Raw genomic sequence first — 26,354 nt, 5'->3', positions numbered from 1 at the left:
AATAGGAAATTATCATGTATTACTACCCTAAATTATTTTGCAGTTTGCTGCTGTTTGGACTGTTGGTCTCGCGCTTAAGTTTGGCAGCATCTGCTCAAGTCACAAATTATGATTTGATGTCAATCACACCTAAAACATGGCAGCAAGTGACACTTAACTATACAGATTTGATTGATGGACAGTCCTATCCAGCAGAAATAAAGCTATTACGCCCCATCAAATGGCTCAAAGAAAATGGTATTGATCAAGTGGGCAAAAGATTCATTTTTTCATTGCCCGAGTTTGGCGTTGATCAGGTGGAAGTAACAGTTACTGATATAGCGGATACCAAAGTAGACACAAAAGCTGATGATTGGCGTAAAGAAAAAACAAAAACAGTGATTGGCACATTTAAGCGTTATGCACAAGATGTTCGAACCTATACTTTTATAGATGACAAAGGAAATATTGAACAGATTAATGCAACACCAAATCACCCTTTTTATGTGGTTAATCAACAGGCGTATGTTGCGATAGATGACATTACTATAAATGATAATTTAATTAGTCAATCAGGGAAGATTTTGCAATTAATATGTAGTGGCGAGCAAATATCAAGTTGTGGCAGATCCTACTATCAAGGTGATAAGCCAATTATTGTGTATAATTTTGAAGTACATTTAGATCATGTTTATTATGTTGGGGAAAATGGTTTTTTGGTTCATAACCCATATGGTCGACCACGTTCAAATTCTTTAGATGATACGTTATTACAAAACTATCAGAATGTAATGGCTACAAAAGAGGATTTAAATCAGGCCATTAAGAAATTTGGCATGGGGAAGACATTTAATACTAAAACCAGATCATATGAGCTCGGTTCAAGAAAGGCATTGGGACCTGTATTGGCAAGAGCAGTTGATAAAAAAACAGGTCACGTAAGTCAATGGTATTATAATGACCCGTTTGGTGCGCCAAGTAATAAAACTTCCTCACAAATATTAGGGCGGCTTGATTTGATAGAAGATGGCGGGCAAGTGTATAGCCTAGTTGAATTAAACAATAATTATGGGTTTTCACTTGGTTCAGGTTCCCATGCTGAAGTGAGTGCGGTTAATGAGCTTTTCATACGCAGACCATCGGCACAGTTTAGTGATATGTTAGTTGCAACCTACGATATTACTCAAGCAGGTCGTGTGGGTATGATTAAACCACCATGTCCACACTGTGCTGCAATACTAACAGGTGCTAGCTATGTTCGGTAATTGCTCACAATTTAGTATTCCTGCACCACAAACCCATTAACTGAGCGCGTATTGCGATCAAAGGAGACACCAATTTGGTAGATCGGCAAATTAAGATGTACAAATTTTTGTGCATAGTTTTTGTCAATAATCTGTGCGAGTGCTTCCTGACTTAAGTCTTTATCGTCAGCAACTTTAAATTCAAATAAGATCACTTTGTTTTGTGGCATATGTATTGACATATCAATGCGACCTTGTGAGGTGGTATCTTCAAGTGTCACTTTGTAACCCAAAGCCATAAAGTAGCTATAGACAATAGCGCAGTAATAAGCTTCATAATTGTGTATTGGCGCATTGCTGTAAAAATGATAAGGAATGGTGTTAAAAAAGCTTTGAATCGCTAATTTAAAGTGTCGCCAGTCATCATTGAGTAATGCCTTATTTAACTGTACCTGATTGCTATTAGCATCCTCAGTGGCTGTACCAATTGTCGCCAGATGTCGGTTTAATGAAGTTTTGACTTCAAAGTTTGGATAACCTAGGCGATACCATAGCTCTTCGCCATAGTGAAAGGTGTCTTTAATCGTTAAGTAGCCAGCCTATAACATAAGTGCAGGGATTGGGATGTTATTAACATCAATGGAGTTAATGAAGTCTAAATTTGCTTCATAGTTTTCAAGAGTTGGCACAATCTCACGACGAGCAGCAATGAGCTTTACTAGGAAGCTAGGTGTGCCTGTTTCAAACCAATAGTTTTTATATTGTTGCCCATTGCTTAAGAAAAGGAGAATATCAAAAGGGTTATAGACCTTTTGTGTTTCAGTGCCTGCGAAGTTGTAGCCGTTATACCAGGCTTTAAGCTTAGCAAGATCGGTATTATGTAGATCATCACGGAAACTATCTTCAAGCTCAGCCTGTGTATAGCCGCAAATATCGGCATATTTATGGTGAAGTGAGATATCCTCAAGATTATTTAAACCGCTGAATAAACTGACCTTTGAAAACTAGGAAACACCTGTTAAAAAGACAAATCGCAAATGTGCATCATTGTCTTTGATGGTGCTATAGACGCCTTTGAGTATTTCACGATTACGTATGGCTTTTTCTGGTTGATCAATGACATCCAAAATGGGCTTGTCATACTCATCAATCAGTAGCACAACACGTTGTTGACATTTCTCAGAGAGCGCTTTAATCAACGCATCAAACTGTAGATTTAGGGTAAGTGATGGCAGTTCAATATGATGGTGTTTTGCGGTGTTATGTAGTGTTTGCTCAATGATTTGTAATAATGTTTGTTCAGCATTGACTGATTGTGAGCTACCAAAGCTTAAATGAATGATAGGATGTTTGTTTTGCCAGTCCCATTTGTCTTCAATATAAAGTCCGTTAAACAGTGATTTATTTCCTTCAAAAAGCGCTTTCAAGGTATTAATCGTTAGGCTTTTGCCAAAGCGGCGTGGACGCGATAAAAAGTAATATTTTCCAGAGCTTACTAAGTTGGCAATATGCTTTGTTTTATCAATGTAGATCGCATTATTCTCTCTAATTTCTTGGAGCGTTGAATAGCCAATAGGCAATTGTTTATAAGGTCTGGTCATGAGATATAGTATCATGTGCTTGGAGCTTATTGATTAGTGTAGCAGCTGCCCTTTATAAAGGTGAAGTATTTTCTTCAGTGGCAATTAATTAAACAGTTAATTGATAAGGGACCTCAACAATAATCCGTGCCTGACCTTTGGTCTCGGTTTTACTAACACTTTTTAAACCCCAACGCAAAAGAGCAGTTTTTTGATTATGTAAGAAAGTATGCCATAGCTTGGTCGTTTCTGCTTTAGGAAGAACCAAGACAGCCAATCCTCGCTCAGGCTCAGTTAAATCGGTGCGGCGAATAAACTTAATAAGCGGTCTTGAGAGTGATTGATATTGCGAATCCAGAACAACTAACTCTTCAGGGAAGTTTAATTCATTCCATTGCTTTTGTAAGCGTGCGGTTTTTTCAGGGTTTATGTTGATGGTCACAGGTGTGATATCAGGCGATATTTTGCGCGCAAAACTAAGCGCTGCAATCGTGCCTTTATGTAATTTTGATACAGGGACAATCACTTTTAATTGTGTGTCTTTTTGCAATGAAGTCTCAATCAAACCGGTATCTGCACTTAATGATAATTCTTGATCTGCCAAACGATAATGGTGAGCAATGCGATAAAATATTAAAATTAACAGTGGCAAAGCGATGATGATAATCCACGCGCCTTCAAAAAATTTAGACTCGATAACAACAATGACGGCAATAAAAGTACATAGACACCCAAAGCTATTAATGCTTGCTTTGATCCACCAGCTTTTGACCTCACGACGACGGTTATACCACACACGTACAAGACCGGCTTGACACAAAGTAAATGCTAAAAATACGCCAATGGAATACAGTGGAATAAGGGCGCTGGTATTGGCTTGAAAGATAATAATTAACACACAAGCAAAAACAGCAAGTGCTAAAATGCCATTACTAAAGGCTAAGCGATCACCAACGTTTTGTAGTTGTCTTGGTAAGTAACCATCTTTACTAATCATTGAGGTTAAGAGTGGGAAGCCCGCAAAAGAGGTATTGGCTGCGAGTAATAAAATCAAACAAGTAACCGTTTGTAATAGATAATAAAATACCCCTCCACCAAAAATATTGTGTCCGATTTGTGATAATAAGCTTTGATCTGTGAGTGGTTGTAACTCAAGTTTAGATGCCAGAAAAGAGATGCCTAAAAACATAGAAATCAAGAGTACGATTAAAACCATCAAGGTGATTGATGCATTTTTAGCGCGTGGCTTTTTAAATGACATGACACCATTAGCAACCGCTTCAATCCCTGTCATTGCTGAACACCCTGAAGAAAAAGCGCGTAGAATGAGTGTTAAGGTTAAGACTCCTGTTAATGGCGCCATAAGGTCTGTGGCATGTGAGTAATCAACAGGAGGTAAATTACCAGATAGATAGCGATAAAGTCCAATGCCAATCATAGATAATATAACAACAACGAAAGCATAAGTAGGCCACATAAAGGCAGAAGCAGATTCTTTCATACCTCGCAGGTTCATCCACATGATAAAAATAATTGCAATAACGGCCATAAGCTCAGCATGTGCTTGTACTTCAGGAAAAGCCGAAGTAATCGCTAAGATGCCTGCCGAGACACTTACCGCCACTGTTAAGATATAATCAAGCATAAGTGCACCCGCAGCAAGAAGCCCCATAAAGGTGCCTAAATTCTCGCGTGCCACAATGTATGCGCCACCGCCTTCTGGATAAGCATCAATAGCTTGTTTGTAGGATATACCAACAACAACGATCAAAATGGCAATAAAAATAGCAATATGCATCGACATTGCTAGGGCTGCAGTGCCCGCTAAGATAAGGACAGTTAAAATCTCACCAGTTGCATATGCTACCGAGGAGAGTGCGTCGGAAGAAAAAATAGCTAATGCGTGTTTCTTTGATAAAGCATGCTCTTCAGCTTGTGTTTTAGGGATAGGGTCGCCAAAAAAAATGCGTCCTAACTTCATAAGTGAAATCCATCGTGTTTCTCATCGGTTAAGTCGGCGAATTTACACCATTTTTATTTTTTAGGCAATGTTGGCAGAATATTTAAAGAAGCAAATGAACTTAAACTGGGTTATCAATATCAATAAAGTGGTGTGTTAAGTCAAAGTGCTTAGCAAGATGCTGACCAAGGGTTTTAATGCCATAGCGTTCAGTGGCATGGTGTCCTGCTGCGATATAAGTAATACCTAACTCACGAGCGATTAAAGTGGTGCGTTCAGAGATTTCACCTGAGATATAAACATCGGCACCAGCATGATAGGCGTGCTCAATAAAATCTTGCGCTCCCCCTGTGCAAATGGCAATTTTTTGAATGTCTTCATTCATCTTACCAACAATCAGAGGAGTACGTTTCAATTTGTCGGTAATAAGCTGTGTAAGATCTGTTAATGTCGTATGATGATCACAGATAATCCCATAATTTGGTGTGGTTCCTGTATCAAATTCAGCACTCACATTAAGACCTAGAAGTTGAGCTAATTGTGCGTTATTGCCCAGTGTTGGATGAATATCAAGCGGCAAATGATACGCAAACAAATTGATATCATGCTTGATCAATGCTTTGATGCGTTGGTATTTTATACCGGTAATAGTTTGGTTCTCGCCTTTCCAAAAATAGCCATGATGCACAAGAATGGCATCTGCTTTCTTTAAAATAGCGGCTTCTATTAGCTCAAGGCTGGCACTAACACCTGTAACAATGGTGTGAATACTTTTCATGCCCTCAACTTGTAGGCCATTAGGGCAATAATCCTTGATCGTATCAACATTTAATAGTTGATTGAGATATGCTTTAAGTTCTTTTTGATCAATCATATGTGACTCGTTGAGTGTGTGATTTCATCAAGATAGGGAATAGAGCTTTGCGCACCTAGTTTGGTGACGGAGAGCGCTGCTGCTTTGTTAGCAAATGCAATAGCTTCTAGCAAGGTATTATCTTGAGCAAGTGCACTGACCAAGGCGCCATTAAAAGTATCCCCTGCTGCCGTGGTATCAATAGCAGCTACTTTGTGTGTGGGAATAAGCTTTGCAATATTGCCATCATAGAAGAAAGCACCTTGTGCGCCCATGGTGATAATAACGTTACTAACACCACGATTAAAGAGCACTTTAGCAGCCATAAGCGCTGATGATTCATCTGTAACCTCAATGCCCGTCAAGAGTGCGGCTTCTGTTTCATTGGGTGTGATGATGTCAATCAGTGGGTAAAGCGTATCAGGCAAGCTTTGCGCAGGTGCTGGATTAAGTACAAATAAGCACTGATTACTTTTGGCTAATTCTCCAGCACGGATAATGGTTTCAATAGGTGTTTCTAGCTGTGTCAGGACAATTTGACTATGCGCAAATTGCGCGGTGAGTTTATCTAAATCTTGGGGTATTAATAAAGCGTTAGCACCAGGGGCTACTGCAATCGAGTTTTCACCATTTTTGGCAACATAAATCATCGCAACACCAGAAGGCTCAGTGCTGCGCTTGATATGTTTGATATTAATATTATCTTTGCGGTAATTATTGATAAGTGTTTCACCAAAACTATCCTCACCGACACAGGAAACAAAGCACACATCACTACCTAGGCGCGCACTTGCAACTGCTTGATTAGCGCCCTTGCCACCTGAGGCTGTTAAAAATTGCCCACCCAAAATTGTCTCTCCTGGGCTTGGAATATGTTCAACCTGTATAATCAGATCCATATTGGCACTACCAATGACCATTATTGTCATAATCACTATCCTTAACTTTTAGTCTTATAAATATATATAAAGTTAGGCTATCGTATCATATAGAAGCAGTATAGTGCATGTAAAGCCTGCAAAAGTCTTGTGTCTGGTATACAATAATCCGCAATACATTTATAGAGTTTTGATAATATGATTCATATTGCACTATATGAGCCTGAGATTCCGCCTAATACTGGAAATATTATTCGTTTGTGTGCCAATACTGGGGCAAAGCTGCATTTGATTGAGCCGTTGGGTTTTGATCTGGATGATAAAAAGTTGCGTCGCGCTGGATTGGATTACCATGAGTTTGCTGCAGTGCTTAGATATAAAAACTTTCAACGTTTTGTTGAGGCACATGCTGATAAGCGAATATGGGCATGTACAACAAAAGCCAATCAATACTACCATCAAGTTGAGTTTCAAAAAGATGATGTCTTACTTTTGGGACCTGAAAGTCGAGGATTGCCACAAGAGGTTAGAGATCAGTTGCATCAAACGCAAATAAAATTGCCGATGCTAGCAAATAGTCGCAGTTTAAACCTATCTAATGCTACGGCAATTATGCTGTTTGAGGCATGGCGACAATTAGGATTTGAAGGCGCACTATGAGCGATCAAAAGCCTTTTGTGGCGTATGCAGTTGCTATTGTTATGCTCATGGAGCTTGTTGATGGCAGTGCGTTAAATACCTCCTTACCACAAATGGCGACGTCATTTGATGTTAACCCGATTAGTTTAAAAGTTGCTATTACCGTTTACTTATTAACTTTAGGGTTGTTTGTACCAGCATCAACATGGGTGGCTGAGCGCTTTGGTACAAAGAAAATATTACTCATCTCAGCGATAGGATTTATTCTATCGTCTGTACTTTGTGGCTTATCGACCAATTTACTAATGCTTGTAGCATCTCGCGCATTACAAGGTTTTTTTGGTGCATTTACGATGCCGGTAGCACGGATGATACTGGTGCGTGTATATAAGAAAAATCTGCTATATGCAATGACGATTGTGGGGAGTATTTTAACCATAGGACCTATGCTTGGACCTTTGATTGGTGGTGGGATTACAACTTACCTTAATTGGCGCTATATTTTCTTTATCAATGTGCCTATTGGCTTATTTGCATTAGCATTGGCTTGGCGATTTGTTCCTAAAATAGATGGCAAAAAACAAGACTTTGGTTTTGATTATCTAGGATTTATCTTGCTTGGTATATCTATCGCATTTTTTATGTTTGTGTTAGATACCGTTATCGATCATTCGATTTCAAATAGCCTGAAAGGCGTCATTTTAATCTTTGCTATTGTGTTATTGCTGTTGTATTTGATCTATGCGCGATATAAACAGCAAGGCGCGATTGTGAACCTTAATATTTTTCGTCATCAAAGCTTTAATGCCTTAGTGTTAGCAAGTGTTATGGTGCGCTTATCAACGATGGGGCTGATGTTTATGCTGCCATTGTATTTGCAGATTCATCATGGCTTTAGTGCTTTTGAGGCAGGACTTGCTTTTATGGCGTTTATGGTCCCTGCATGGCTTGTTAAACGTGTGGTCAAGCCGATTTTGAAAGCGCTTGGACTATATCGTTATATGCTTATTATCATTGGTCTTATATGTTTAAGCTATCTCGGGTTAGCATGGTTGTTTAGTCATTTTGATTTCGTACTTTATTTAGGTTTGCTAGCAGTTATTGGTGCTTCATTTGGTTGTTTTACGATGGTCACTAATTCGAGTATTTATAGTACGGTTAATGATAGCGAAATTGGTGTTAGTAGTGTCATTATGAGTGCGGTTATTCAGCTATCAAGTGCTTTTGCGGTTGCATGGGTGGCAACCTTGTTAGCAACGTTTTCAAATGTGTTTGAGCTCAGTGCTCACTCTACGATTACGCTGCATGCGTTTAGTTATGTCATGATTTTTTGTGCGCTAGGCATGTTTATGACAGCTATTTATTGGTTTTTCTGTCAGCAAACACATCGCTTAAGTGCTATTCAATTAACGTGATATACCCATCACAAATCATTGTACAAAATTTCTTGCTTTGCATTTCCCATGCTTTTACCAAGTTGAATTTGGGCAATAGGGCCGGCTATTACCTGCAATTGAGCTGGGCTAAACCCTCGAAAACTACTTTGCAACTAAACATTGCAAAATGATTTGTGATAGGTATAAACAACTTGCACGCTTTTTCATTGTTTTTTCATGAGTGATTCGGTACACTCCAAGGCGTATTAATTTAGTATAAACCAATATGGAGAACAATATGAAACAAGCATCAGCACGTCACATCCTCGTTCAAACAGAAGCAGAATGTGAAGCTTTAAAGAAAGAAATTGAAGCAGGTACAGACTTTGCAAAAGCGGCTGCTGATAAGTCACTATGCCCATCAGGCAGAAACGGTGGTGAATTAGGTTCATTCGGACCAGGTCAGATGGTTCCTGAATTTGATAAAGTAGTTTTCTCTGAAGAAGTTGGTAAAGTACACGGTCCAGTTAAAACGCAATTTGGTTATCACTTAGTAGAAATTACTTCACGCTCATAATCTTTGTTTATTTTATTAAGAAAACAGCTTTAACCAGATTTTCTTGACTTCATCTGCTTGTTGTTGACAGCTTTTAAGTGGCACAATACTTGATTGTTTATCAAGATAGCGTTTAAATCCTAAATCGCGAAAATAACAGTAATGCTTAATTAATGTATTAGCGGTTTTAATATCGATTAAACGCGCACTTTCCATGGTTTGGATAATGCGGATACTATCGCTGTAATAGCAGACGAAAGGCACTTCATGACTATAAAAAAGTGCAAAAAACTGAGCAATAAACTCAATATCAATCATGCCGCCAATACTTTGTTTAAGGTCAAACTCTTGCGCATTAACTTTGAGTAGATGCTCACGCATTTTGTGACGCATATCAACAATATCTTTTTTGAGTTGTTCTAGATCACGTTTTTGATAAATTACGTTGGATCTAAGTGCATTGAATTTATGTGTTAAATCGTCAGATGCATAAATCATACGTGCGCGCGTTAAAGCTTGGTGCTCCCATGTCCATGCCGAGGTTTTTAAGTATTGGCGGTAAGACTCAAAACTTGGCACAATAAAGCCATTGTCACCTTGAGGGCGCAGTCGTAAATCGATCTCATATAAGGTGCCATGATAGGTTTTAATTTGCATGAAATGGACAAATTTCTGCACCGCGCGCACAAATAAGCGTGGTGATAGCTCAGTACTCATACGATTGTGAACAAAAACTAAATCTAAGTCAGAGGCAACACTAAGCTCAAGTCCCCCGAGTTTGCCATAAGCAATAACGCCCAAAGATTGTTTATATAAGGTTTGTAAATTTTCAGTGATATCACTATATTGAAACACTTCGCGCCACGCGCCATCAAGCACGGCTTCAATGATGACAGTGGCTAGATGGCTGAAAAGATCACTAGATTCCATCAATGAAATATGCCCGCGCGATTCGCTGACAATAATATTAAATACTTGCTCTAAGCGAAAGCGCCGTAAACTTTCTAAAAAAGCTTCGATATCTTGAATGTCGATTGCTTGTAAATAAATACGTAAGTGATTGCGCAAATAATCAATATCTAAGTAAACATCATCATGCGTCTTATAAATCAATGCGCGCTCTAATAAAAAAGGATGTTCAGTGAGCATTTCTATAATTAGCTGTCCTTTGTTGAGAAGCTCTAAGAAATCTAAGTGACGTGCTTGATGCTCTAATAGCAGAAACAAGTAAGTTTGGCGTTTACTTAAATTGTTAAGAAGTACCAATATATGCTTAATAAGATGAGGATGGGTGTGTAAGCATAGTTGTAATAAGTGTTTGATGGCTGGTAGCACATCTTCTGATATGTGGTTTTGATATTGCAAAAAGAATTGATCTATTTCAATTTGCGTAGCGTTATCCTCATTAATCTTGACTGTTATATTAGCTGTTTTCTCAAGATTTGCGATGGTCATAATGTCGTTGTTATTTGAGGCTAATGTATTAAAGCGTGTTAACTCATCGAATAATGTACTTACATTTGCACGTATTGATTCTATTTTGTACGTTAATGTTTGCCAAGAATCATAACCAACTAAGTTGGCAACATTTTTTTGTGTAAACTCTGTATCTGGTAGCTGGTGTGTTTGTTGATCATCAAACATTTGTAATGCGTTCTCAACATCACGCAAAAATACATAGTGTGCATATAATTCAGTTGTTTGAGTCGCAGGTAAAATATCTGCTTTTTGTAAAGCATCTAGCGCTGTTGCCAACTGATTGGTTTGTAAAGTAATATTCTGACCACCATAAACAAGCTGATAACACTGACAAATAAACTCAATCTCACGAATGCCTCCACGTCCTAGTTTGATATTATTTTTTAGTGTACTAGATTTCATCTCAGTGACTATCTTGTGCTTCATATCACGAATGGCATTGAGCATGCGATAATCGTGATAGTGGCGATATACAAACTGATGAATATTATGCTTTAGATCATGTGTGAATTGAGTGTCGGGGTGTAAAATATCTGCTTTGATATAAGCATAGCGCTCCCAATCACGTGCATGATGGATAAGGTAATGCTTAAAGCTTTCAAACTCAGTAACTAAGGGGGCGCCATCACCAAAGGGGCGTAAACGCATATCAATGCGATAAACAAAGCCATCAATCGTGATATCATTAAGTAATGCAATCAAACGTTGCCCAAGCTCGGTATAAAAACGCATAGGACTATATTCGCTGCCAGATTGTCTTAATAGTGGCAAGTTGCTTGTTTGAATAAACACAAGGTCAATATCAGACGAGAAGTTAAGCTCATTGCCGCCTAACTTCCCCATGGTGATAATTGCCAAACTATCTGGCGTTTGGTGAAGTGTGCGCTCGAGAGTGATTTGTTGTCGTAAATATCGCTCAGTTTGACGCAGAATTTCTTTGGCAGTCAATGAAATAATCTTGGCAATTTGTGTAAATTGAATGTATTGATGCTGCTGCTGGAAAACAAGCTTAGCATGTACGCATTGACGTAAAAGACGTAAAGCTTTGGGTAATGATTCATTTGTCTTATTTATCTCACATGCTGAAAATAAGGCAGTAATTTCATGGGTGAGATCTTCTAAAGTGTCGACTTCAAGCCAGTTAATATTAATAAAATACTTAGGGTTTTGGCTAAGAAAACGCGCGAAAAAAGTGCTGCTATTAAAGGTGATACAAAGTTTGTTTAAAAGATCAGGTTGAAGATCATATAACTGAAACTGATCACAAAATTGTTGTTGGTTCATCAGGAATAGAAACTTTACCAATCAATGATACTAAGTCTATATTAGTATGAAAAAGTTTAATAGAATTTTTGCTGTTAACTACGCTTTCTTTGGTGTAGGTAAGTAATAAGTGCAATCAGGATAAAAACTAAAGATAATAGTGTAACGGGTAATAATCCATAAACCATCCAAGGTGTTTTTCCTTTCATACCGTAGATATTACCTTTTAATACAGCTTGTTCATTGCGCGGTAGACTTGCAATGGTTTGACCTTCAGGATTAATAATTGAGGTGACACCATTATTGGTTGCTTGAATGACATAGCGTCCAGTTTCAATTGCACGCATTTGTGATATTTCTTCGTGTTGCCAAGGCGCAAGGGAGTCACCAAACCACGCATCATCACTAATAACGGCAATAAGATCGGCATTTTGTAGTTGTGCACGCACCTCAGATGGATATGCAATTTCATAGCAGATAAATAAAGCAACACTTAAACCGTTCATTTTGAGTAAAGGTTGTACCTCATTTCCTTTGGTAAAGCTTGACATCGGAATATTAAAATACGCCATAAATGGCTCAAGGAAATAAGCAAAAGGGTAGTATTCACCAAATGGTACTAAATGATGCTTGTAATAGTGACCAGAGCCTAAGCCATAGACAAAGGCTGAATTGAAGTATTGTTCTTTCGCATTTAATGCAACGGTGCCCACCAAAATGGCGCTGTGCTGTGTGTCACCTAAGTCATCTACTTGACGTAAAAAGGGTTCTATAAATGTTTTAAAGGTTGGAATGGAATTCTCAGGCCAAAAAACCAAATCAGCTGGATTGTCTCTGGTGGTGGTGTAGTAATAATTAATAATCGTTTGCAGCATGCTAGGATCCCATTTTTGATCCTGAATAAAGTTACCTTGGAGGATACTGACACTTTTTTCAATGCCGTCACTTTTCGTCCACTTGATTTGCTGCAAAGACCAAGCAATAACCAAGGTGACAATAATGCTAATAATCATTGAGATCACAATCTTAGGTTGGCGAATATGATTGATCATCTCACTTATGCATATTGAGATAAAGCATATGATAAAACCCACCAGAAAAACGCTGCCAATGGGGGCGAAACTTGCTAAGAAAGTATGTGTTTGTGAATAACCAAGTAACACCCATGGAAAGCCGGTAAAAAGGTGAGTACGTAAGAGCTCTAGTATCAACCATACAACGGGTAATAACAAAACTCTATAAATGAAGTGGCGATGCTTAAGTTTGGCATAAGCATAACCAAATGCTAAAAAGAATAGACTTAAGAATAAGATAAAAACAATGGTCAGTGTAACACCTAAAAGCACTGATTGACTAAAGGCATGTATGCTGACATAAATCCACGAAATACTTGAACCAAAAAAACCTATGCCATAACAATATCCAAGCCAAAGGCCTTGACGCATGCGCGGTTGTCTTTGCAGAATCTGTATGAAAAGTATCAGCGAAATAAAGGCAAAAATACTAAAGCCAATCGGTGAAAATGATAGGGTTAAAAGTGCACCAGCAATGAATGCTAAAAGTGTATTTATAATGAAAGACATAGTATAACAGTGAGTTTATTCTTGATTGATAATCACATGCAGTGCACGCACGCGACGCTTGTCAGCTGCTGTTACTTTAAAGGTAAACTGCCCAATAGTTGCTTCCTCACCTACTTCAGGCAAGTGCTCTAATTTATTGATAATAAGCCCACCAATGGTGTCAAATTCACTGTCATCAATATTAGCATCAAAGAAATCATTGAAGTCTTCAATTTCAGTCAATGCATCGATGCTAAATTCATGTTCATTTATTTTGATAATTTGTGTGGCCTCTTGGTCGAACTCATCTTCAATGTCACCAACGATTTCTTCTAGAATATCCTCAATCGTGACAAGTCCTGAGATGACACCATATTCATCAACAACAATGGCAAGATGATTGTGACTGGTTTTAAAATCACGTAATAAGGCATCAAGTTTTTTACTTTCAGGCACAAAAATTGCATTGCGTAAGATGGGTTTTAGATGTTCAACACTGAAATCTTTGTGTTCAAGTACCACTTTTAATAAGTCTTTGGTATGAAGTATCCCAAGAATGTCATCACGATTTTCAGAGAATAAAGGTAAACGTGTATGACTAGAATTAACAATCGTTTGAATGATTTCCTTGCTGGTCATGCCTGCATGGATCGTCGCCATTTGCGTGCGTGGAATCATGATATCACCAACGGATGATGAGGCGACATTTAACACCCCTTTGATCATGTCGCGCGATTCGCTATCGATCGTACCTTTTTTGACAGCAAGATTAACAAGAACTAAAAAGTCAGAAGGGCTGTGCGGCATTAAAATGGTTGCAGCTATTTTTTCAAGCCAAGTTTGAGAATGTTCAGCGTTATCGTTTTTCGTCTGTTTTTCGTCCATTGTTTATTATTTCTCAACATAAGGGTTATCAACACCAAGCTCTGCCAATAAAGCGATTTCTATGCTCTCCATCTCAAGGGCATCCTCTTCATCGATATGGTCATAGCCAACTAAATGCAGTATGCCATGGATTAGAATGTGGCACCAGTGAGCATCGAGCAATTTATGCTGCTCTTTTGCTTCTTTTTGCAAAACTTCAGGGCAGATTATTAAATCCCCTAGAAAATGTTCAGTTTCATTGTCTTTGGGTAGTCCAGGCGGCGCTTCAAATGGAAAAGAGAGGATGTTGGTTGGCTTATCTTTGGCACGATAGTTATTATTGTAATGTTGCATCTCATCAGAATTAACAACTTCAATACTGATAATCGCTTGAGCTTTGTTAAGGAATTTTAAAGTGTATTCTGCCCAAGTATTGAGTTTATCCTCATCAGGAAGATAAAGCGCACGAGGATTGTTAATATCAATCTCAAGCATTGTCATTAATAATCCTGACTATGATGTTGCTCATAGACATCATAAGCAGCAACAACTCGTTGAACAATCGGGTGGCGTACGACATCAATCGTTTCAAAGAATGTCATGCTGATTCCTTCAACGCCGGCAAGCACTTCAATGGCATGGCGAAGCCCTGGAGTAACACCTTTGGGTAAGTCAACTTGAGTAATATCACCGGTGACAATTGCTGTTGAATTAAAACCAATACGCGTTAAGAACATTTTCATTTGTTCTTTGGTTGTGTTTTGACTTTCATCAAGAATAATAAATGAATCATTAATCGTGCGCCCTCGCATATAGGCTAAGGGTGCAATCTCAATGATTTGTTTCTCAATTAACTTGCCAACACGCTCAACACCCATCAGATCATATAATGCGTCGTACATTGGACGTAAATAAGGGTCAACTTTCTGCGCTAAATCACCAGGTAGGAAGCCTAACTTTTCACCTGCTTCAACCGCAGGGCGCACAAGTACCAAGCGTTTAACAAGACCTTTTTCAAAAGCAGCAACAGCACATGCCATTGCTAGATAAGTCTTACCAGTACCTGCGGGACCTATGCCAAAGTTAATATCATTTTCTTGGATACGCTTTAAATAACGTTCTTGGTTAACCGTGCGCGGGTTAATAGGGCGTGAACCAATCATCACTTGAAATTTAGGAATGAATTTTTCTTTTTTATCCGCTTGTTCTCTTTTAGCAAGGGTGTTAAGCGCGATATTAAGCTCTTTGTTATTAAGCTCAAACTGGACATCATTGACAAGTTTTTCATAAAGTTCTTCTAGAAATTCTTGTGCATCCTTAATAGCTGTTTTAGGGCCCACAATACGGAAATTATTACCGCGTTGAATGATTTCAACGGCTAAATATTTTTCGATTAAGTGTAAATTCTCATTTAAATTGCCACAAAGCTTAGCAAGCATTTGTGCACTATCTGGTTCAAGATAAAACTGTACTGATTTCATGAAGCTAAATAATTTCTCCGCGTAGTGAATGTGGTAAAGCTTCAATGATTTTAACATCAATTAATTGACCAATTAAACTAGAATCACCAGCAAAGTTAACGATGCGATTATTTTCTGTGCGTCCTGCAAGCACCTTATCATCTTTCTTGGAAACGCCTTCCACTAAAATGCGCTGCGTTGAGTCAACCATTTGGCGGCTAATAATCATTGCATTATGATTAAGCTGATCTTGCAGGCGCTTTAGACGCTCTTTTTTAACTTCAACAGGTGTGTCATCCGCTAAGTTTGCCGCAGGCGTTCCAGGGCGTTTGCTATAGATGAAACTAAAAGATTGATCAAATTGAACGTCTTTCACAAGGTCCATTAATTTCTCAAAATCTTCTTCAGTTTCACCTGGAAAGCCAACGATAAAGTCAGAAGAAATGGTAATATCTGGACGAACTTTGCGAAGTTTACGAATTTTTTGTTTAAATTCTAAAATTGTGTGATTACGCTTCATGGCTGTTAATATGCGATCTGAGCCATGTTGCACCGGTAAATGTAAGTGATTTGCTAATTGTGGCACTTCAGCATAAGCATTAATGAGATTATCTGAAAACTCAACTGGGTGAGAAGTAGTAAAGCGAATACGCTCAACGCCATCAATCGCTGCAATAAAATGAATAAGTAACGCAAGATCAGCTGTGTCACCAGAAGCCATTTTGCCAAGATAGTGATTAACGTTTTGACCTAGAAGTGTAATTTCTTTAACGCCTTGCTCAGCCAAAATAGCGCATTCTGCTAACACATCTTCAAATGGGCGGTTAACCTCAGGACCACGGGTATATGGCACGACGCAATAAGAGCAGTATTTATCACAGCCTTCCATAATCGAAACAAATGCTTTAGCGCCTTCAGCTTTTGGTGCAGGCAGGTGGTCAAATTTTTCTACTTCAGGGAAGGAAATGTCAACTTGAGAAATATCAGTTGTTTGTTTTTGTTTAATCAAATCAGGTAAACGGTGAATGGTTTGTGGGCCAAAAACGATATCCACGAAAGGTGCGCGTTTAATAATGTTCTCACCTTCTTGTGACGCGACACAGCCACCAACACCGATGACAAGCTCAGGGTTCTTGTTCTTAAGGTTTTTCCAACGTCCCAATTCGTGAAAGACTTTCTCTTGTGCTTTTTCGCGAATGGAGCAAGTATTGATAAGAATAATATCTGCCTCGCTATAATCTTCGGTTTTACTGGTATTAAAATGCTCGCCTAAAACTTCATTCATGCGGGATGAATCATATTCATTCATCTGGCAGCCAAGTGTTTTAATGTATACTTTTTTATGTTGTTTTACGGGATTCTCAATCGCGATGTCTGTCATTTTTAGTTACCTGATTTTATTCATTGTATGATTTGCGTTTATTGCTAAGCATGTTTGATTTGTAATAGATCGTTTATTAGCCTAGCAAAAAGTCAAAATAGGGTAGCGTTTTTTGTGTAAAAAGGCTAGTGAAATATCAGAGTTGATACAAAACAAGTCATGAGAAAATAATTGAAAAATTTAAGAGGCGTATTGTCTACGCCCAGTGGAGTTATTTCCCTTGCGCTTTATTAATTGCTGCCTGAATTGCATCCTGTTGTGCAAAGCCAGGGATAACTGTTGTATTAGCAGCAGTCGCACCGGATAGCGGCATAACGATAATGGCTGGTGTACCTTGAATGCCTAACTTATCAAAGCCAAGCTTCATATCCGCTGCAATATTGTCAGTGACTTTTTTCTCTTTGATTAGGCTTTCAGCTTTTGCAACATCAACACCTACTTTTTTCGCAGCATCATTAACATCTTTAACAGTTAATTTGCCTTCGTCAATACCACTAGCAAAAACGGCGTTATGATATTTCAAGTAGCCTTCAGCGCCATTTAGCATATAAGCAGCAATGCCCATTTCAGCAGCATATTGTGATGCTTCCCAACGTTGACCAAAGATTGGGAATTCTTTGAAGATATATTTTACATTTGGATTGGCGTCCATCACTTTTTCCATGATTGGCGCTACTTTGTGGCAGAATACACATTGGTAATCAAAAAATTCAATCACAGCAATTTTAGCATCTTTTGGTCCAATGGTAGGTGTTTGCTCATTTGAAAGAAGTGCTTTGGCATTCTCTAGAACAGAAGTTACTTGTTTTTTCTCTTGTGCTGCCATTAAGTCTTTTTGGAATGTTTGCATAATGGTTTGCATTTGTTCTTGCGAGAATTTACCTTTTTCGTTGGAAATCCCTGCTTTAAAGCCAGCTAGAACTTGTGCATTATCAAGTGTGGCACCTTGTGCTTTTAATTGTGCACTGACGTTTCCTGCGACACTGTAGCCCAATGTATAACTTACATTGTTAAGTAGGGTTGCTTCACTTTGTTTAGTGTCAGCAGTTGTTGGTTTTGCTGTCTCAGCCGCTGTTGGCTGTGTTGCAACAGTTTTCGTTGCTTCAGGAGTCGCTTTTGCTGAGTCCTTTGAGTCAGATTGTGAACAACCCGCTAAAACAGTGGCAAAAAGTGCAGCGCCAAGGGTGCTTACGATGATTTTTTTTGACATACGCATTATGAATAAAGCTCCATGTTTTTCAGTTAATAAAAATAATCTTTTCGAACTATAACAAAGTTGTTGCTAAAAGCAAAAAGGTTCATGCTCAAATAGTAAATTTCTTCCATAAAAAAGCCCCAATAGTGGGGCTTGTAGATATCTATTGATGTTTTGATATATTAATTAGCTGCAGCACTTGTTGCGTCAACTGTCTTTTTAGCGCTATCAGCAGGTGCTTTTGCTGTTTCAGCAGTTGTTGCAGTTTCTGCTTTTGCTGCATCAAGCTTGGCCTTTGCTTCGGCAGCTTCGGCTTGTGCTGCTTCTTCATGGGCTTTCATTTTAGCTTCCATTTCTTTTTGGAAAGCTTGCATTGACTGCTCCATTTGCTCTTGGCTTAGTTTAGGCTTGCTACCTTCAATGCCTGCCACAAAACCTTGTTGAAGATCATCAGTATTTAGGCTGACTTGTTGTTGCTTTAATTGTTCAGTCATGTTTTTGCCAATAGAATAACCAATGGTATAGCTTGCATCTGCTGCATTGTTTTGTGCTGTTGCAGCTGTGTTGGCTGGTTGAGCATTAGCAGGTGCCGCTTTAGCTGCGTCAGCAAAAGCGCCAGAAACTAATGCGCTGCCGGCTAAAAGTGATAATGCAATGGTGGTTAACTTCTTCATATTTACTCCATATTTTAATGATTAATGTGTTAAATCGAACCTCATTAGCTTAAACAGCACCTTAGCAAAGAACAAGCGTTTTACAGTGAAAAGCATTAAAAAGATCAAAAAACAATGACATTTTATATGCAGTTGCTAAACTAACGCACATTTAAAATTATGCTTATTGCAGCCGAATGCCAAGACGAATTAAGAAAAACTTTCCTAGCGGTGTATTCAATACCACTATTTCCAACCTGTCACATGAAGGACGTGGAATCGCTAAAATTGACGGTAAAACAACCTTTATCCCATTCGCTTTAGAAGCAGAAGAAGTCACGTTTGAATATACTTTATCAAAATCAAATTATGATGAAGGTAAACTGGTACAAGTTCTAAAATCAAGTGTCAAGCGTGTCGCTCCGCCATGTGAGTATTTTGAGATGTGTGGTGGTTGTTCTTTTCAACATGTCGCACCTGATGCGCAGATTGCATTTAAAGAAGAAACATTGCTGAATCATTTCAAGCACTTTGGACAAGGTCTTGAGCCTCTTGCGCGTATAGCGCCTTTACGCTCGAGCTCACACGAGGGGTATCGTACTAAAGCACGATTAGGTGTGCGCTATGTGCACAAAAAAGGCAAAGTGCTTGTTGGTTTTAGAGAGCGTGATGGGCGTTTTCTTGCTGACATTAATCACTGTGAAGTACTGCATCCGAGTGTTGGCAAAAATCTAACTTTGTTACAGGATTTAGTGTTTAGTCTATCAAATTACAAAGAGATTCCACAAATTGAAGTGGCTGTAGATGATCAGGTAACTGCATTGATTATCCGTCACTTAAGTGCATTTACTGATGAAGATTTAGCTAAGTTAACTGACTTTGCTAAAGCGCAGCAGTTTTGGATATATTTGCAGGCTAAGGGACCTGATACGATAACACGCTTATACCCAGAGTTAAAGAAAAAACCACAGTCGCTGTCCTATCATTTGACAGATTATGGTGTAACTATTTATTTTGAGCCAAATGACTTCACACAAGTTAATCATGACATTAATCGTAAAATGTTAAAACAGGCGATAGCGTTATTAGAAGTGTCAAATAATGATATCGTGCTTGATTTGTTTTGTGGTTTAGGCAACTTTAGTTTGCCGTTGGCAACAAAAGCCAAATTTGTTGTGGGTGTTGAGGGCGATGAAGCAATGACGATGCGCGCTATGGAGAATGCTAAGCGCAATAGCATAGATAATGTTGCTTTTTATCCTGTGAATTTATTTGAAGATATTTCAAAACATGAATGGATTGTGAAAAATGAATTTAATAAGTTACTATTGGACCCACCCAGAGCAGGGGCTGAGATGGTATGTAAACAAATTGAAAAAATTAACCCAGAGCGTATTGTCTATGTATCTTGCGATCCGGCAACATTGGCGCGTGATGCTGGCATTTTAGTTAATGAAAAGGGTTATAAACTGCTTTCAGCGGGTGTAATGGATATGTTTCCACATACGACACATGTTGAGTCTATCGCTGTTTTTGAAAAATAAAAGCATAGCGATATATTGAAAGTGTAGGGGCGTATTGTATACGCCTCAAAAGCAGACGAAACAAATTTAAAGCTTTAGAATAGAGTGTTAAAGAATAAAAAATAAAAGAAGGTGAGATTGTGGAGATTGAATCATTAGTCAATCAGCTGCTAAGTGATGAAACAAGTGAAGATCAGCAGTATCAAATCATTCAGCAGATAGATGCTGAGCTATATGAAGAGCAAACACTTTTTGAGCTAGCGCGGACATTTCTAAATTACAGTATTAGAATGGAAAACCCTTTTGCTGAAACAGTGGATATTGTCGGTACGGGTGGTGATGGTTGTCGGACCTTGAATTATTCAACGCTAAGCGCATTAATGGTGCATGAATTAGGTGCTAAGGTTGCTAAACATGGTAATCGTTCGGCAACGTCAAAGTGTGGTAGTTTTGATTTCTTGCAAAAACTTAATGTTGAAATTCCTGATAACCCAGAAACGGCATTGAGCTTGCTAAAAGAACAAGGACTGGTATTTTTGTTTGCGCCATTTTTTCATCCGATTTTTGCCAAAGTGGTTAATGTGCGTCAGCGCTTTGCTAAAGAGGGTAAGCGCACCTTTTTTAATGTATTGGGACCATTGTTAAATCCGATGCAGGTTAAAAGAATCGTTGCAGGAGTTTATGATGAACGTTTACTTAAGCCGTATCTTTATGCACTTAAAAACCTAGGTGTCACGCATGCCTATATTGTGTATGGTGATGGGATGGATGAGTTTTCAGTTTGTGGTGCCAATAAAGTGATTAAACTTGAGCATGACGAAGTTACTGAGTTTAGCTTACATCCAGAGCAACTAGGGTTTGTGCGCGGCAGACTAGATTACTTAGAAGCAGGCGATTTGTATCAGAATTTGACGGAATCAAAATCGTTATTAAATAATGAAATGTTAGGCGCTAAGCAAGATACACTGATATTAAATGCGGCTGCTGCTATGCATGTTGCTAGTGGGTTTGTTGATACTTTATCAGGACAAGTTAAGTTGATTAAAGATGCGCTATCACAAGGAAAGTTCTCACATTTAATTCCCTAGTTAATATCGTGATTTTATGAGTGAAGCTGAAATTAGTAAGTTGGCATTGCATAATAACTAGATCGCGTTGTCTAAAATAATAATGATAAAAAGAGATCACCTTGCAGTACATAGATGATGAGAAGGGAGGGAGTATACTGCAAGGTAATTTCGTGGTCTCAAGGTGACGATCACAGGACATACTGAAAGAGAAGGGAGAGAGAAAAAAGTTTGCTCTGTGATCGTGATCCCCTTGAGTGATGTCAGTATCACAAGTCAATATTAAGATAAGCTTAAGATATTAAAATAATTTTAAAAAAAATTGCTCGTACTGAAAAAGAGCAAAGAAGCATGATCTGCATTTGCTTTCTAGCGAGTGCTTTGCTAAAAGATAATGTACTTAAGTTTTAAAAATACGTGATAAATTATGCAGACAATTAAAAAATATCTTACGATTCCGATTTTTGTTTTGTTGACTACAGGCTTGAGTATTGCAGACACTACTGCTAAAGCAAATGATCAAGCTAAAGTAGAAGAAAATCCGGCGACACAAAGCTGCTCAGCAAAAACCAGTGATTGCAATTTTGGTAGCAACTGGGAGCTGTTTAAGCAAAATGTATCAGATACAGCAAGTTCAGGGACGCAAGTAGCTAAAGATGCTGCCAATAAAGCGAGTGATTATGCACAGCAAGGTTGGGATAAAACAAAATCAGCAACCGCTGAGGGATGGCAAAATACTAAAGATGCTAGTAATGATGCTTGGGCTAAAACTAAAAAATTAGCAGCTGAGGGCTGGCAAAATACCAAAGAGGCTGCACAAAAAGGCGCTGAAAAAATAGATAACTATTTTAATGCAAATGAAAATGATAAGAGTAAAACTCAAGAGCCAATAAATTCAAAAAATCAAGCACAATCACAAGAAAATAATTGATAAAATTATGCTGAACTTGCTGGCAATTCATGCGTGTTGGCGCTATCTTTGAATTATTCAAAGTTGACTTACAAACCCCCACGATACTCGTGGCTATACAATGGAGGACTGCACTATGCAAATTCAAATTACAGGTCGTCATTTAGAAGTTACCCCTGCATTAAAGCAATATGTCGATGAAAAGTTGAGTAAGCTTGACAATCACTTTGATCATATTATTGCTGCACGCGTTATTTTGTCGGTTGAAAAAGGCAAGCAAATGGCTGAAGCCGTGATTAATGTGCCAGGGACTGAGTTTGTGGCTAAGTCAGATTCACAAGATATGTATGCAACTATTGATATGTTGCAAGATAAGCTAGATGCTCAAGTAAGAAAACATAAGCAGAAACTAAAAGATCATCGTGCTGAGCGCCCTGAAGCCGAAGCATTAATGGCTGATGACGAAGTAGTGGATATTGATGAGGAACGTTGATAGAATAACCTACCACTTCGTTGAATAATTCATCATAAATCTTATGAACTTTTTGTCTTCATTTATTTCTCCGCAACGCGTTATTAATAAAGCAGCATTGCAAAGTCAAAAGCGCGTTTTCGAGGTATTAAGCCAGTTATTAAAAGATGATGATATCGATATCACTGCGGATACGATTTATCAGAAGCTTTTTGAGCGTGAACGCATTGGCAATACTGCTATTGGTAAAGAGGTTGCCGTACCCCACTGCCGAATTGAGGGCTTAACGATGACACGTTTGGCTGTATTAACCTTGGAAGAGAGCATTGAATATGGTGAGGAAGATCGTAAAGTGAGCATTGTCATTGCTGCAATCTTTCCGCAAAACGTCAATGATGTGCATATTAAGTTCATGGCCGAATTAGTGAAGTTTCTAAAGCAGGAAGGCGTGCTTGATAAAATCAAAGCGGCCAATTCAAATGAGGCACTTTATCAGCTTTTTTTAGGTAACACTTAATTCTCTACATAGATTTAAGAGAAGATCCGATGAGATACTGGCATGCAAGCCTTGTAACAAATAACATCGATACTGGATTGTTAGTGATTGGCGCGCCAAATGTTGGTAAAACAGAATTTTGTTATCACTTGATTAAGTATTTGGGCTTTTATTTAGTCGCTGATGATTTGGTGGGTATTGCTCAAATCAATAATGTATATCAAGGCTCTTTATGTAATAGTCAATACTTTGCGGTTATGCATCATAAAGAAAAAGACTTTATTCAAGTTGAAAAAGCAGTAGATCAATCAGTTATTAGCCATGTTGTCTACCTATATAGGCAAGTAAAAGATCCAAAATATATTAACAAAGCACAAACTTTAGCTTTACCTTTGATTGAAATTGATGTCTTTGATAAAGCTTGGCATGCATGTGCTAAGCAGTTGCAAAATAGATTAGGGTAAATACAAAAGCTTTGGTAAACTGAGCAAATTATGATGAGTGGAAATGGTGTAAATTGCGTGAATAGTACATCCAAATCGGTTGTGCTTTTAGCTGGTGTTTCTGGTGCTGGCAAGTCAACGGTTTTGAGTATATTGGAAGACCAAGGTTTTTTCTGTATTGAAAATTTACCTTTATTTTTATTGGAAGAAACGCTTGCGTATGTTTTGAGTAATTCTCAATACAAGCAAAATATTGTTATTTCATTGGCTCCACACTCATTTTTAGCAAATGAAAGCTGTCATGTTAAACATTTGCAAGGTAAGTATCAGATGAATATTACTTGTTGGTATATTGAGGCCAGTAGAAATGTACTGATCAAGCGTTATGATGAAACCCGTAGACGTCATCCTTTCTCAGATAATAAAATAACCTTAGAGCATGCGATTGATGCGGAATTTACTGTTTTGGAAAGCTATGCGAGTATTGCAGATTATACGTTGGATACAACCAATCTAAGTTTGCAAGAGCTCAGAGAAATCGTCTGTCAGAAACTCTTAGGGCAGGATAAATTATCCACTCAGATTAAGGTTTTTTCATTTGGCTTTAAATATGGGATGCCGCAAAAGGCTGATTACCTTTTTGATGTTCGGAGCTTGCCTAATCCCTATTGGGATAAACGTTTACGTTTGCAAACGGGACTTGATCTTGATGTGATTGAATATTTGCAAAAACAGCCGCAAGTAATAGAGATGATAGATGATATCAGCAAGTTTGTTTTGAAGTGGTGTGAATTACAGCAGCAGCAAGGCAAAAGCTATATTGATATTGCCATTGGTTGCACAGGCGGACAACATCGATCAGTATATATTGTTGAGCAGATGGCAGAGCGATTAAAAACAGACTTTAATAATGTGATTGTCGGTCATAGGGAGTTAAAAGGATGATTGGAATTGTACTGATTACGCATGGTCGCATTGGCCAATCAATGCTTGAAGTAGCGACGCGTCTGGTTGAGATCCAAAAAGACTATATCCAGGTGGTTTCATCCTGCTCATATGATCAGCCAGAATTATTACTGCGTGTTGAGAATGCATTTAAAAGCATGCCTGATTGTGATGGTTTCTTAGTGTTAACAGATCTTTTTGGCGCAACACCAACGAATGTGACACAATCATTTATGCGTGGTGCTTATCATCTAGCAGTTATTACAGGGCTTAATATGCCAATGCTTTTAAAGGCATTGACATATCATAAGCAGGCGCTATCTTTGGATGAGCTTGCAGAAAGGGTTTATGATACATCAAAGGCATGTATCGTATTAGAAGAGAAGATGATAAGTGAAAGAAATGCAAATGAAAGAGATTGATTTAGTATTAATTAATCAATTAGGATTACATGCACGAGCTGCGTCTAAGTTGGTTAATTTAGCCCTTCGTTTTGGTAGTGAAATTGAGGTGGAAGTTGTGAAAACTGGTATTAAGGCGAACTGCAAAAGTATTATGGGATTGATGATGCTTGGCGCAAGTTGTGGCACATCTATTCGTTTAAGTGCAGAAGGTGATGATCAAGAAGAAGCACTTGATGCCATTAGAGTCCTTATTCAGGATCGATTTGGTGAAGAAAGTTGAAAATTAATAGAAATCTTAAGCTTGACTTAAGTTTACATTTTTAGAATGACCCACATCATTGAGTTTTATAAACCTAGACAAAAGAGGAACAAGTCATGGCAAATCAGTACACAGGAAGTTTTGAACACATTATTCAACAGAAATATAACTGCAGCGCACGGGAAGTATTAGAGCGTTGTGCTGATGAGGGAATGACTTATCAAGATGCTGAAAAGATGCTTGGCTTTAAGCATGGTACGATTCGTAAATGGGCAAACCGCTTCGATATTAAGTTAAAATCTGGCGTCGTTGAGAAAACAGTTAAGCGTGATAGCTTTATGAAGATGTTTAAACAACAAGGCTTAAATAAATACAATGTACTAAGCCGCTGCTGGGGTGCTAAAAAGCGTAAGCTTGTATTGATTACAACAAATGTTTGATAACTTAGTAAAGTAACATATACCACGCATAAGTTACCATAAAGATGGTGATCACTAGTAATAGTAGCCCAAGGAAAATGTCAGGAACGCGCGTTTTGTAGCTGATTGTTTCAGGTGCGGTAATATTTCGTCGATTTATCGCAAAGCGTACTGATGAAATAATGATGATGATAACCGCGATAAGCATAATTAAAATGCCGATGATTTCGGCTGATTGTGACATCATGTTACTTGTTCTTACACCAACCCCTTTGGCCATAATGCGTAAGAAAATATCAAATTTCTCAATTAAAAAACCAAACGCCATCAGTGCAATGGCAGTCCTTACCCAAGATAGATACGTACGCTCATTTGCTGCGTGATCATTGAAATGTTCTATCATATGAATCCTTAGCTTATTTCTTATATTCAACTTAGTCTGAGTCTAGACGATATTATTGTTGTTTTCCCTGATATTTATTGCATTACTTGTC

Annotated in this window: 28 protein-coding genes; 14 read left to right on the top strand and 14 right to left on the bottom strand. The window is 38.3% G+C overall.

Going from position 1 to position 26,354, the window contains the following annotated elements; genetic code table 11:
- The first annotated feature begins 14 nt into the window (after nt 1-14).
- Nucleotides 15-1,244, top strand: coding sequence for a polymorphic toxin-type HINT domain-containing protein (locus IE867_RS01530; protein ID WP_192483017.1), 1,230 nt, complete (start codon nt 15-17; stop codon nt 1,242-1,244).
- 11 nt (nt 1,245-1,255) lie between these two features.
- Here the strand turns inward: IE867_RS01530 and IE867_RS14595 are convergent, their stop codons facing one another.
- From IE867_RS14595 to rbsK, 5 genes are all read right to left on the bottom strand, one after another.
- Nucleotides 1,256-1,570 carry a PD-(D/E)XK nuclease domain-containing protein gene (locus IE867_RS14595; RefSeq protein WP_318779302.1) on the bottom strand — a complete coding sequence of 105 codons (315 nt, stop codon included), beginning with the start codon at nt 1,568-1,570 and terminating at the stop codon, nt 1,256-1,258.
- Between the two features lie 657 nt (nt 1,571-2,227).
- Nucleotides 2,228-2,824, bottom strand: a complete 597-nt coding sequence (locus tag IE867_RS15080; RefSeq protein ID WP_192483015.1) for an AAA family ATPase — start codon at nt 2,822-2,824, stop codon at nt 2,228-2,230.
- 88 nt (nt 2,825-2,912) lie between these two features.
- Complete coding sequence (locus IE867_RS01510; protein ID WP_192483014.1) at nt 2,913-4,784, bottom strand: APC family permease; 1,872 nt, start codon at nt 4,782-4,784, stop codon at nt 2,913-2,915.
- Nucleotides 4,785-4,884: 100 nt separating this feature from the next.
- Nucleotides 4,885-5,637, bottom strand: coding sequence for a Nif3-like dinuclear metal center hexameric protein (locus IE867_RS01505; RefSeq protein ID WP_225629919.1), 753 nt, complete (start codon nt 5,635-5,637; stop codon nt 4,885-4,887).
- On the bottom strand, nt 5,634-6,545 hold the full coding sequence (rbsK, locus tag IE867_RS01500) for a ribokinase (RefSeq protein WP_192483013.1): 912 nt from the start codon (nt 6,543-6,545) through the stop codon (nt 5,634-5,636). Before rbsK ends, IE867_RS01505 begins: the two co-directional genes overlap by 4 nt.
- A 147-nt stretch (nt 6,546-6,692) precedes the next feature.
- Between rbsK and trmL the strand changes: the two genes are divergently transcribed.
- The 3 genes from trmL (at nt 6,693) to IE867_RS01485 (ending at nt 9,086) form a co-directional block, all read left to right on the top strand.
- Nucleotides 6,693-7,154: a tRNA (uridine(34)/cytosine(34)/5-carboxymethylaminomethyluridine(34)-2'-O)-methyltransferase TrmL gene (gene trmL / locus IE867_RS01495; RefSeq protein WP_192483012.1), complete on the top strand. Its 462-nt coding sequence runs from the start codon at nt 6,693-6,695 to the stop codon at nt 7,152-7,154.
- Nucleotides 7,151-8,548 (top strand): MFS transporter, encoded by a 1,398-nt coding sequence (locus tag IE867_RS01490; protein ID WP_192483011.1) that lies wholly within the window; start codon nt 7,151-7,153, stop codon nt 8,546-8,548. The genes trmL and IE867_RS01490 overlap by 4 nt, the downstream gene beginning before the upstream one ends.
- A gap of 259 nt (nt 8,549-8,807) precedes the next feature.
- Nucleotides 8,808-9,086 (top strand): peptidylprolyl isomerase, encoded by a 279-nt coding sequence (locus IE867_RS01485; RefSeq protein ID WP_192483010.1) that lies wholly within the window; start codon nt 8,808-8,810, stop codon nt 9,084-9,086.
- 15 nt (nt 9,087-9,101) lie between these two features.
- Here IE867_RS01485 and glnE read toward each other — a convergent pair whose 3' ends face one another.
- From glnE to IE867_RS01445, 8 genes are all read right to left on the bottom strand, one after another.
- A complete protein-coding gene (gene glnE, locus IE867_RS01480) occupies nt 9,102-11,828 on the bottom strand; it encodes a bifunctional [glutamate--ammonia ligase]-adenylyl-L-tyrosine phosphorylase/[glutamate--ammonia-ligase] adenylyltransferase (protein ID WP_192483009.1) in 2,727 nt (908 codons plus the stop codon).
- Between the two features lie 74 nt (nt 11,829-11,902).
- Complete coding sequence (gene lnt / locus IE867_RS01475; RefSeq protein WP_192483008.1) at nt 11,903-13,390, bottom strand: apolipoprotein N-acyltransferase; 1,488 nt, start codon at nt 13,388-13,390, stop codon at nt 11,903-11,905.
- A gap of 15 nt (nt 13,391-13,405) precedes the next feature.
- The gene (locus tag IE867_RS01470) at nt 13,406-14,254 is read right to left on the bottom strand and encodes an HlyC/CorC family transporter (protein WP_192483007.1); all 849 of its coding nucleotides are present in this window, start codon (nt 14,252-14,254) and stop codon (nt 13,406-13,408) included.
- Between the two features lie 6 nt (nt 14,255-14,260).
- Nucleotides 14,261-14,734 carry an rRNA maturation RNase YbeY gene (ybeY, locus tag IE867_RS01465; RefSeq protein ID WP_225629918.1) on the bottom strand — a complete coding sequence of 158 codons (474 nt, stop codon included), beginning with the start codon at nt 14,732-14,734 and terminating at the stop codon, nt 14,261-14,263.
- Nucleotides 14,734-15,714 carry a PhoH family protein gene (locus IE867_RS01460; RefSeq protein WP_192483006.1) on the bottom strand — a complete coding sequence of 327 codons (981 nt, stop codon included), beginning with the start codon at nt 15,712-15,714 and terminating at the stop codon, nt 14,734-14,736. The genes ybeY and IE867_RS01460 overlap by 1 nt, the downstream gene beginning before the upstream one ends.
- Nucleotides 15,715-15,718: 4 nt before the next feature.
- Nucleotides 15,719-17,074: a tRNA (N6-isopentenyl adenosine(37)-C2)-methylthiotransferase MiaB gene (gene miaB, locus IE867_RS01455; protein ID WP_192483005.1), complete on the bottom strand. Its 1,356-nt coding sequence runs from the start codon at nt 17,072-17,074 to the stop codon at nt 15,719-15,721.
- Between the two features lie 211 nt (nt 17,075-17,285).
- Complete coding sequence (locus tag IE867_RS01450; protein ID WP_192483004.1) at nt 17,286-18,290, bottom strand: thioredoxin domain-containing protein; 1,005 nt, start codon at nt 18,288-18,290, stop codon at nt 17,286-17,288.
- Between the two features lie 161 nt (nt 18,291-18,451).
- A complete protein-coding gene (locus IE867_RS01445) occupies nt 18,452-18,943 on the bottom strand; it encodes an FKBP-type peptidyl-prolyl cis-trans isomerase N-terminal domain-containing protein (RefSeq protein WP_192483003.1) in 492 nt (163 codons plus the stop codon).
- Between the two features lie 176 nt (nt 18,944-19,119).
- Here IE867_RS01445 and rlmD point away from each other — a divergent pair, with 176 nt between their 5' ends.
- From rlmD to IE867_RS01395, 10 genes are all read left to right on the top strand, one after another.
- A complete protein-coding gene (gene rlmD / locus IE867_RS01440; RefSeq protein ID WP_192483002.1) occupies nt 19,120-20,466 on the top strand; it encodes a 23S rRNA (uracil(1939)-C(5))-methyltransferase RlmD in 1,347 nt (448 codons plus the stop codon).
- 119 nt (nt 20,467-20,585) lie between these two features.
- Complete coding sequence (gene trpD, locus IE867_RS01435) at nt 20,586-21,533, top strand: anthranilate phosphoribosyltransferase (RefSeq protein WP_192483001.1); 948 nt, start codon at nt 20,586-20,588, stop codon at nt 21,531-21,533.
- A 406-nt stretch (nt 21,534-21,939) separates the two neighbouring features.
- The gene (locus IE867_RS01430) at nt 21,940-22,443 is read left to right on the top strand and encodes a hypothetical protein (protein ID WP_192483000.1); all 504 of its coding nucleotides are present in this window, start codon (nt 21,940-21,942) and stop codon (nt 22,441-22,443) included.
- 115 nt (nt 22,444-22,558) lie between these two features.
- Nucleotides 22,559-22,915, top strand: a complete 357-nt coding sequence (hpf, locus tag IE867_RS01425) for a ribosome hibernation-promoting factor, HPF/YfiA family (RefSeq protein ID WP_117002939.1) — start codon at nt 22,559-22,561, stop codon at nt 22,913-22,915.
- 52 nt (nt 22,916-22,967) lie between these two features.
- On the top strand, nt 22,968-23,411 hold the full coding sequence (locus IE867_RS01420) for a PTS sugar transporter subunit IIA (RefSeq protein WP_192482999.1): 444 nt from the start codon (nt 22,968-22,970) through the stop codon (nt 23,409-23,411).
- 29 nt (nt 23,412-23,440) lie between these two features.
- The gene (locus IE867_RS01415) at nt 23,441-23,854 is read left to right on the top strand and encodes a phosphoenolpyruvate carboxykinase (ATP) (protein WP_192482998.1); all 414 of its coding nucleotides are present in this window, start codon (nt 23,441-23,443) and stop codon (nt 23,852-23,854) included.
- A 57-nt stretch (nt 23,855-23,911) separates the two neighbouring features.
- Nucleotides 23,912-24,778: an RNase adapter RapZ gene (rapZ, locus tag IE867_RS01410; RefSeq protein ID WP_192482997.1), complete on the top strand. Its 867-nt coding sequence runs from the start codon at nt 23,912-23,914 to the stop codon at nt 24,776-24,778.
- Entirely contained in the window at nt 24,775-25,200 is a 426-nt protein-coding gene (locus IE867_RS01405) for a PTS sugar transporter subunit IIA (RefSeq protein ID WP_192482996.1), read from the top strand. The genes rapZ and IE867_RS01405 overlap by 4 nt, the downstream gene beginning before the upstream one ends.
- Nucleotides 25,187-25,462: an HPr family phosphocarrier protein gene (locus IE867_RS01400; RefSeq protein ID WP_192482995.1), complete on the top strand. Its 276-nt coding sequence runs from the start codon at nt 25,187-25,189 to the stop codon at nt 25,460-25,462. The genes IE867_RS01405 and IE867_RS01400 overlap by 14 nt, the downstream gene beginning before the upstream one ends.
- A 95-nt stretch (nt 25,463-25,557) precedes the next feature.
- Nucleotides 25,558-25,881 (top strand): hypothetical protein, encoded by a 324-nt coding sequence (locus IE867_RS01395; protein ID WP_192482994.1) that lies wholly within the window; start codon nt 25,558-25,560, stop codon nt 25,879-25,881.
- Between the two features lie 4 nt (nt 25,882-25,885).
- Here IE867_RS01395 and IE867_RS01390 read toward each other — a convergent pair whose 3' ends face one another.
- Nucleotides 25,886-26,263, bottom strand: coding sequence for a YidH family protein (locus tag IE867_RS01390; protein ID WP_192482993.1), 378 nt, complete (start codon nt 26,261-26,263; stop codon nt 25,886-25,888).
- Between the last annotated feature and the right edge of the window lie 91 nt (nt 26,264-26,354).

The sequence above is a fragment of the Cysteiniphilum marinum genome, from assembly GCF_014857925.1.
GTDB classification, from domain to species: Bacteria; Pseudomonadota; Gammaproteobacteria; order Francisellales; family Francisellaceae; genus Caedibacter; species Caedibacter marinus.
The sequence above is the reverse complement of the archived record's forward strand: the minus strand, read 5'-3'. Positions and strand labels throughout refer to the sequence as shown.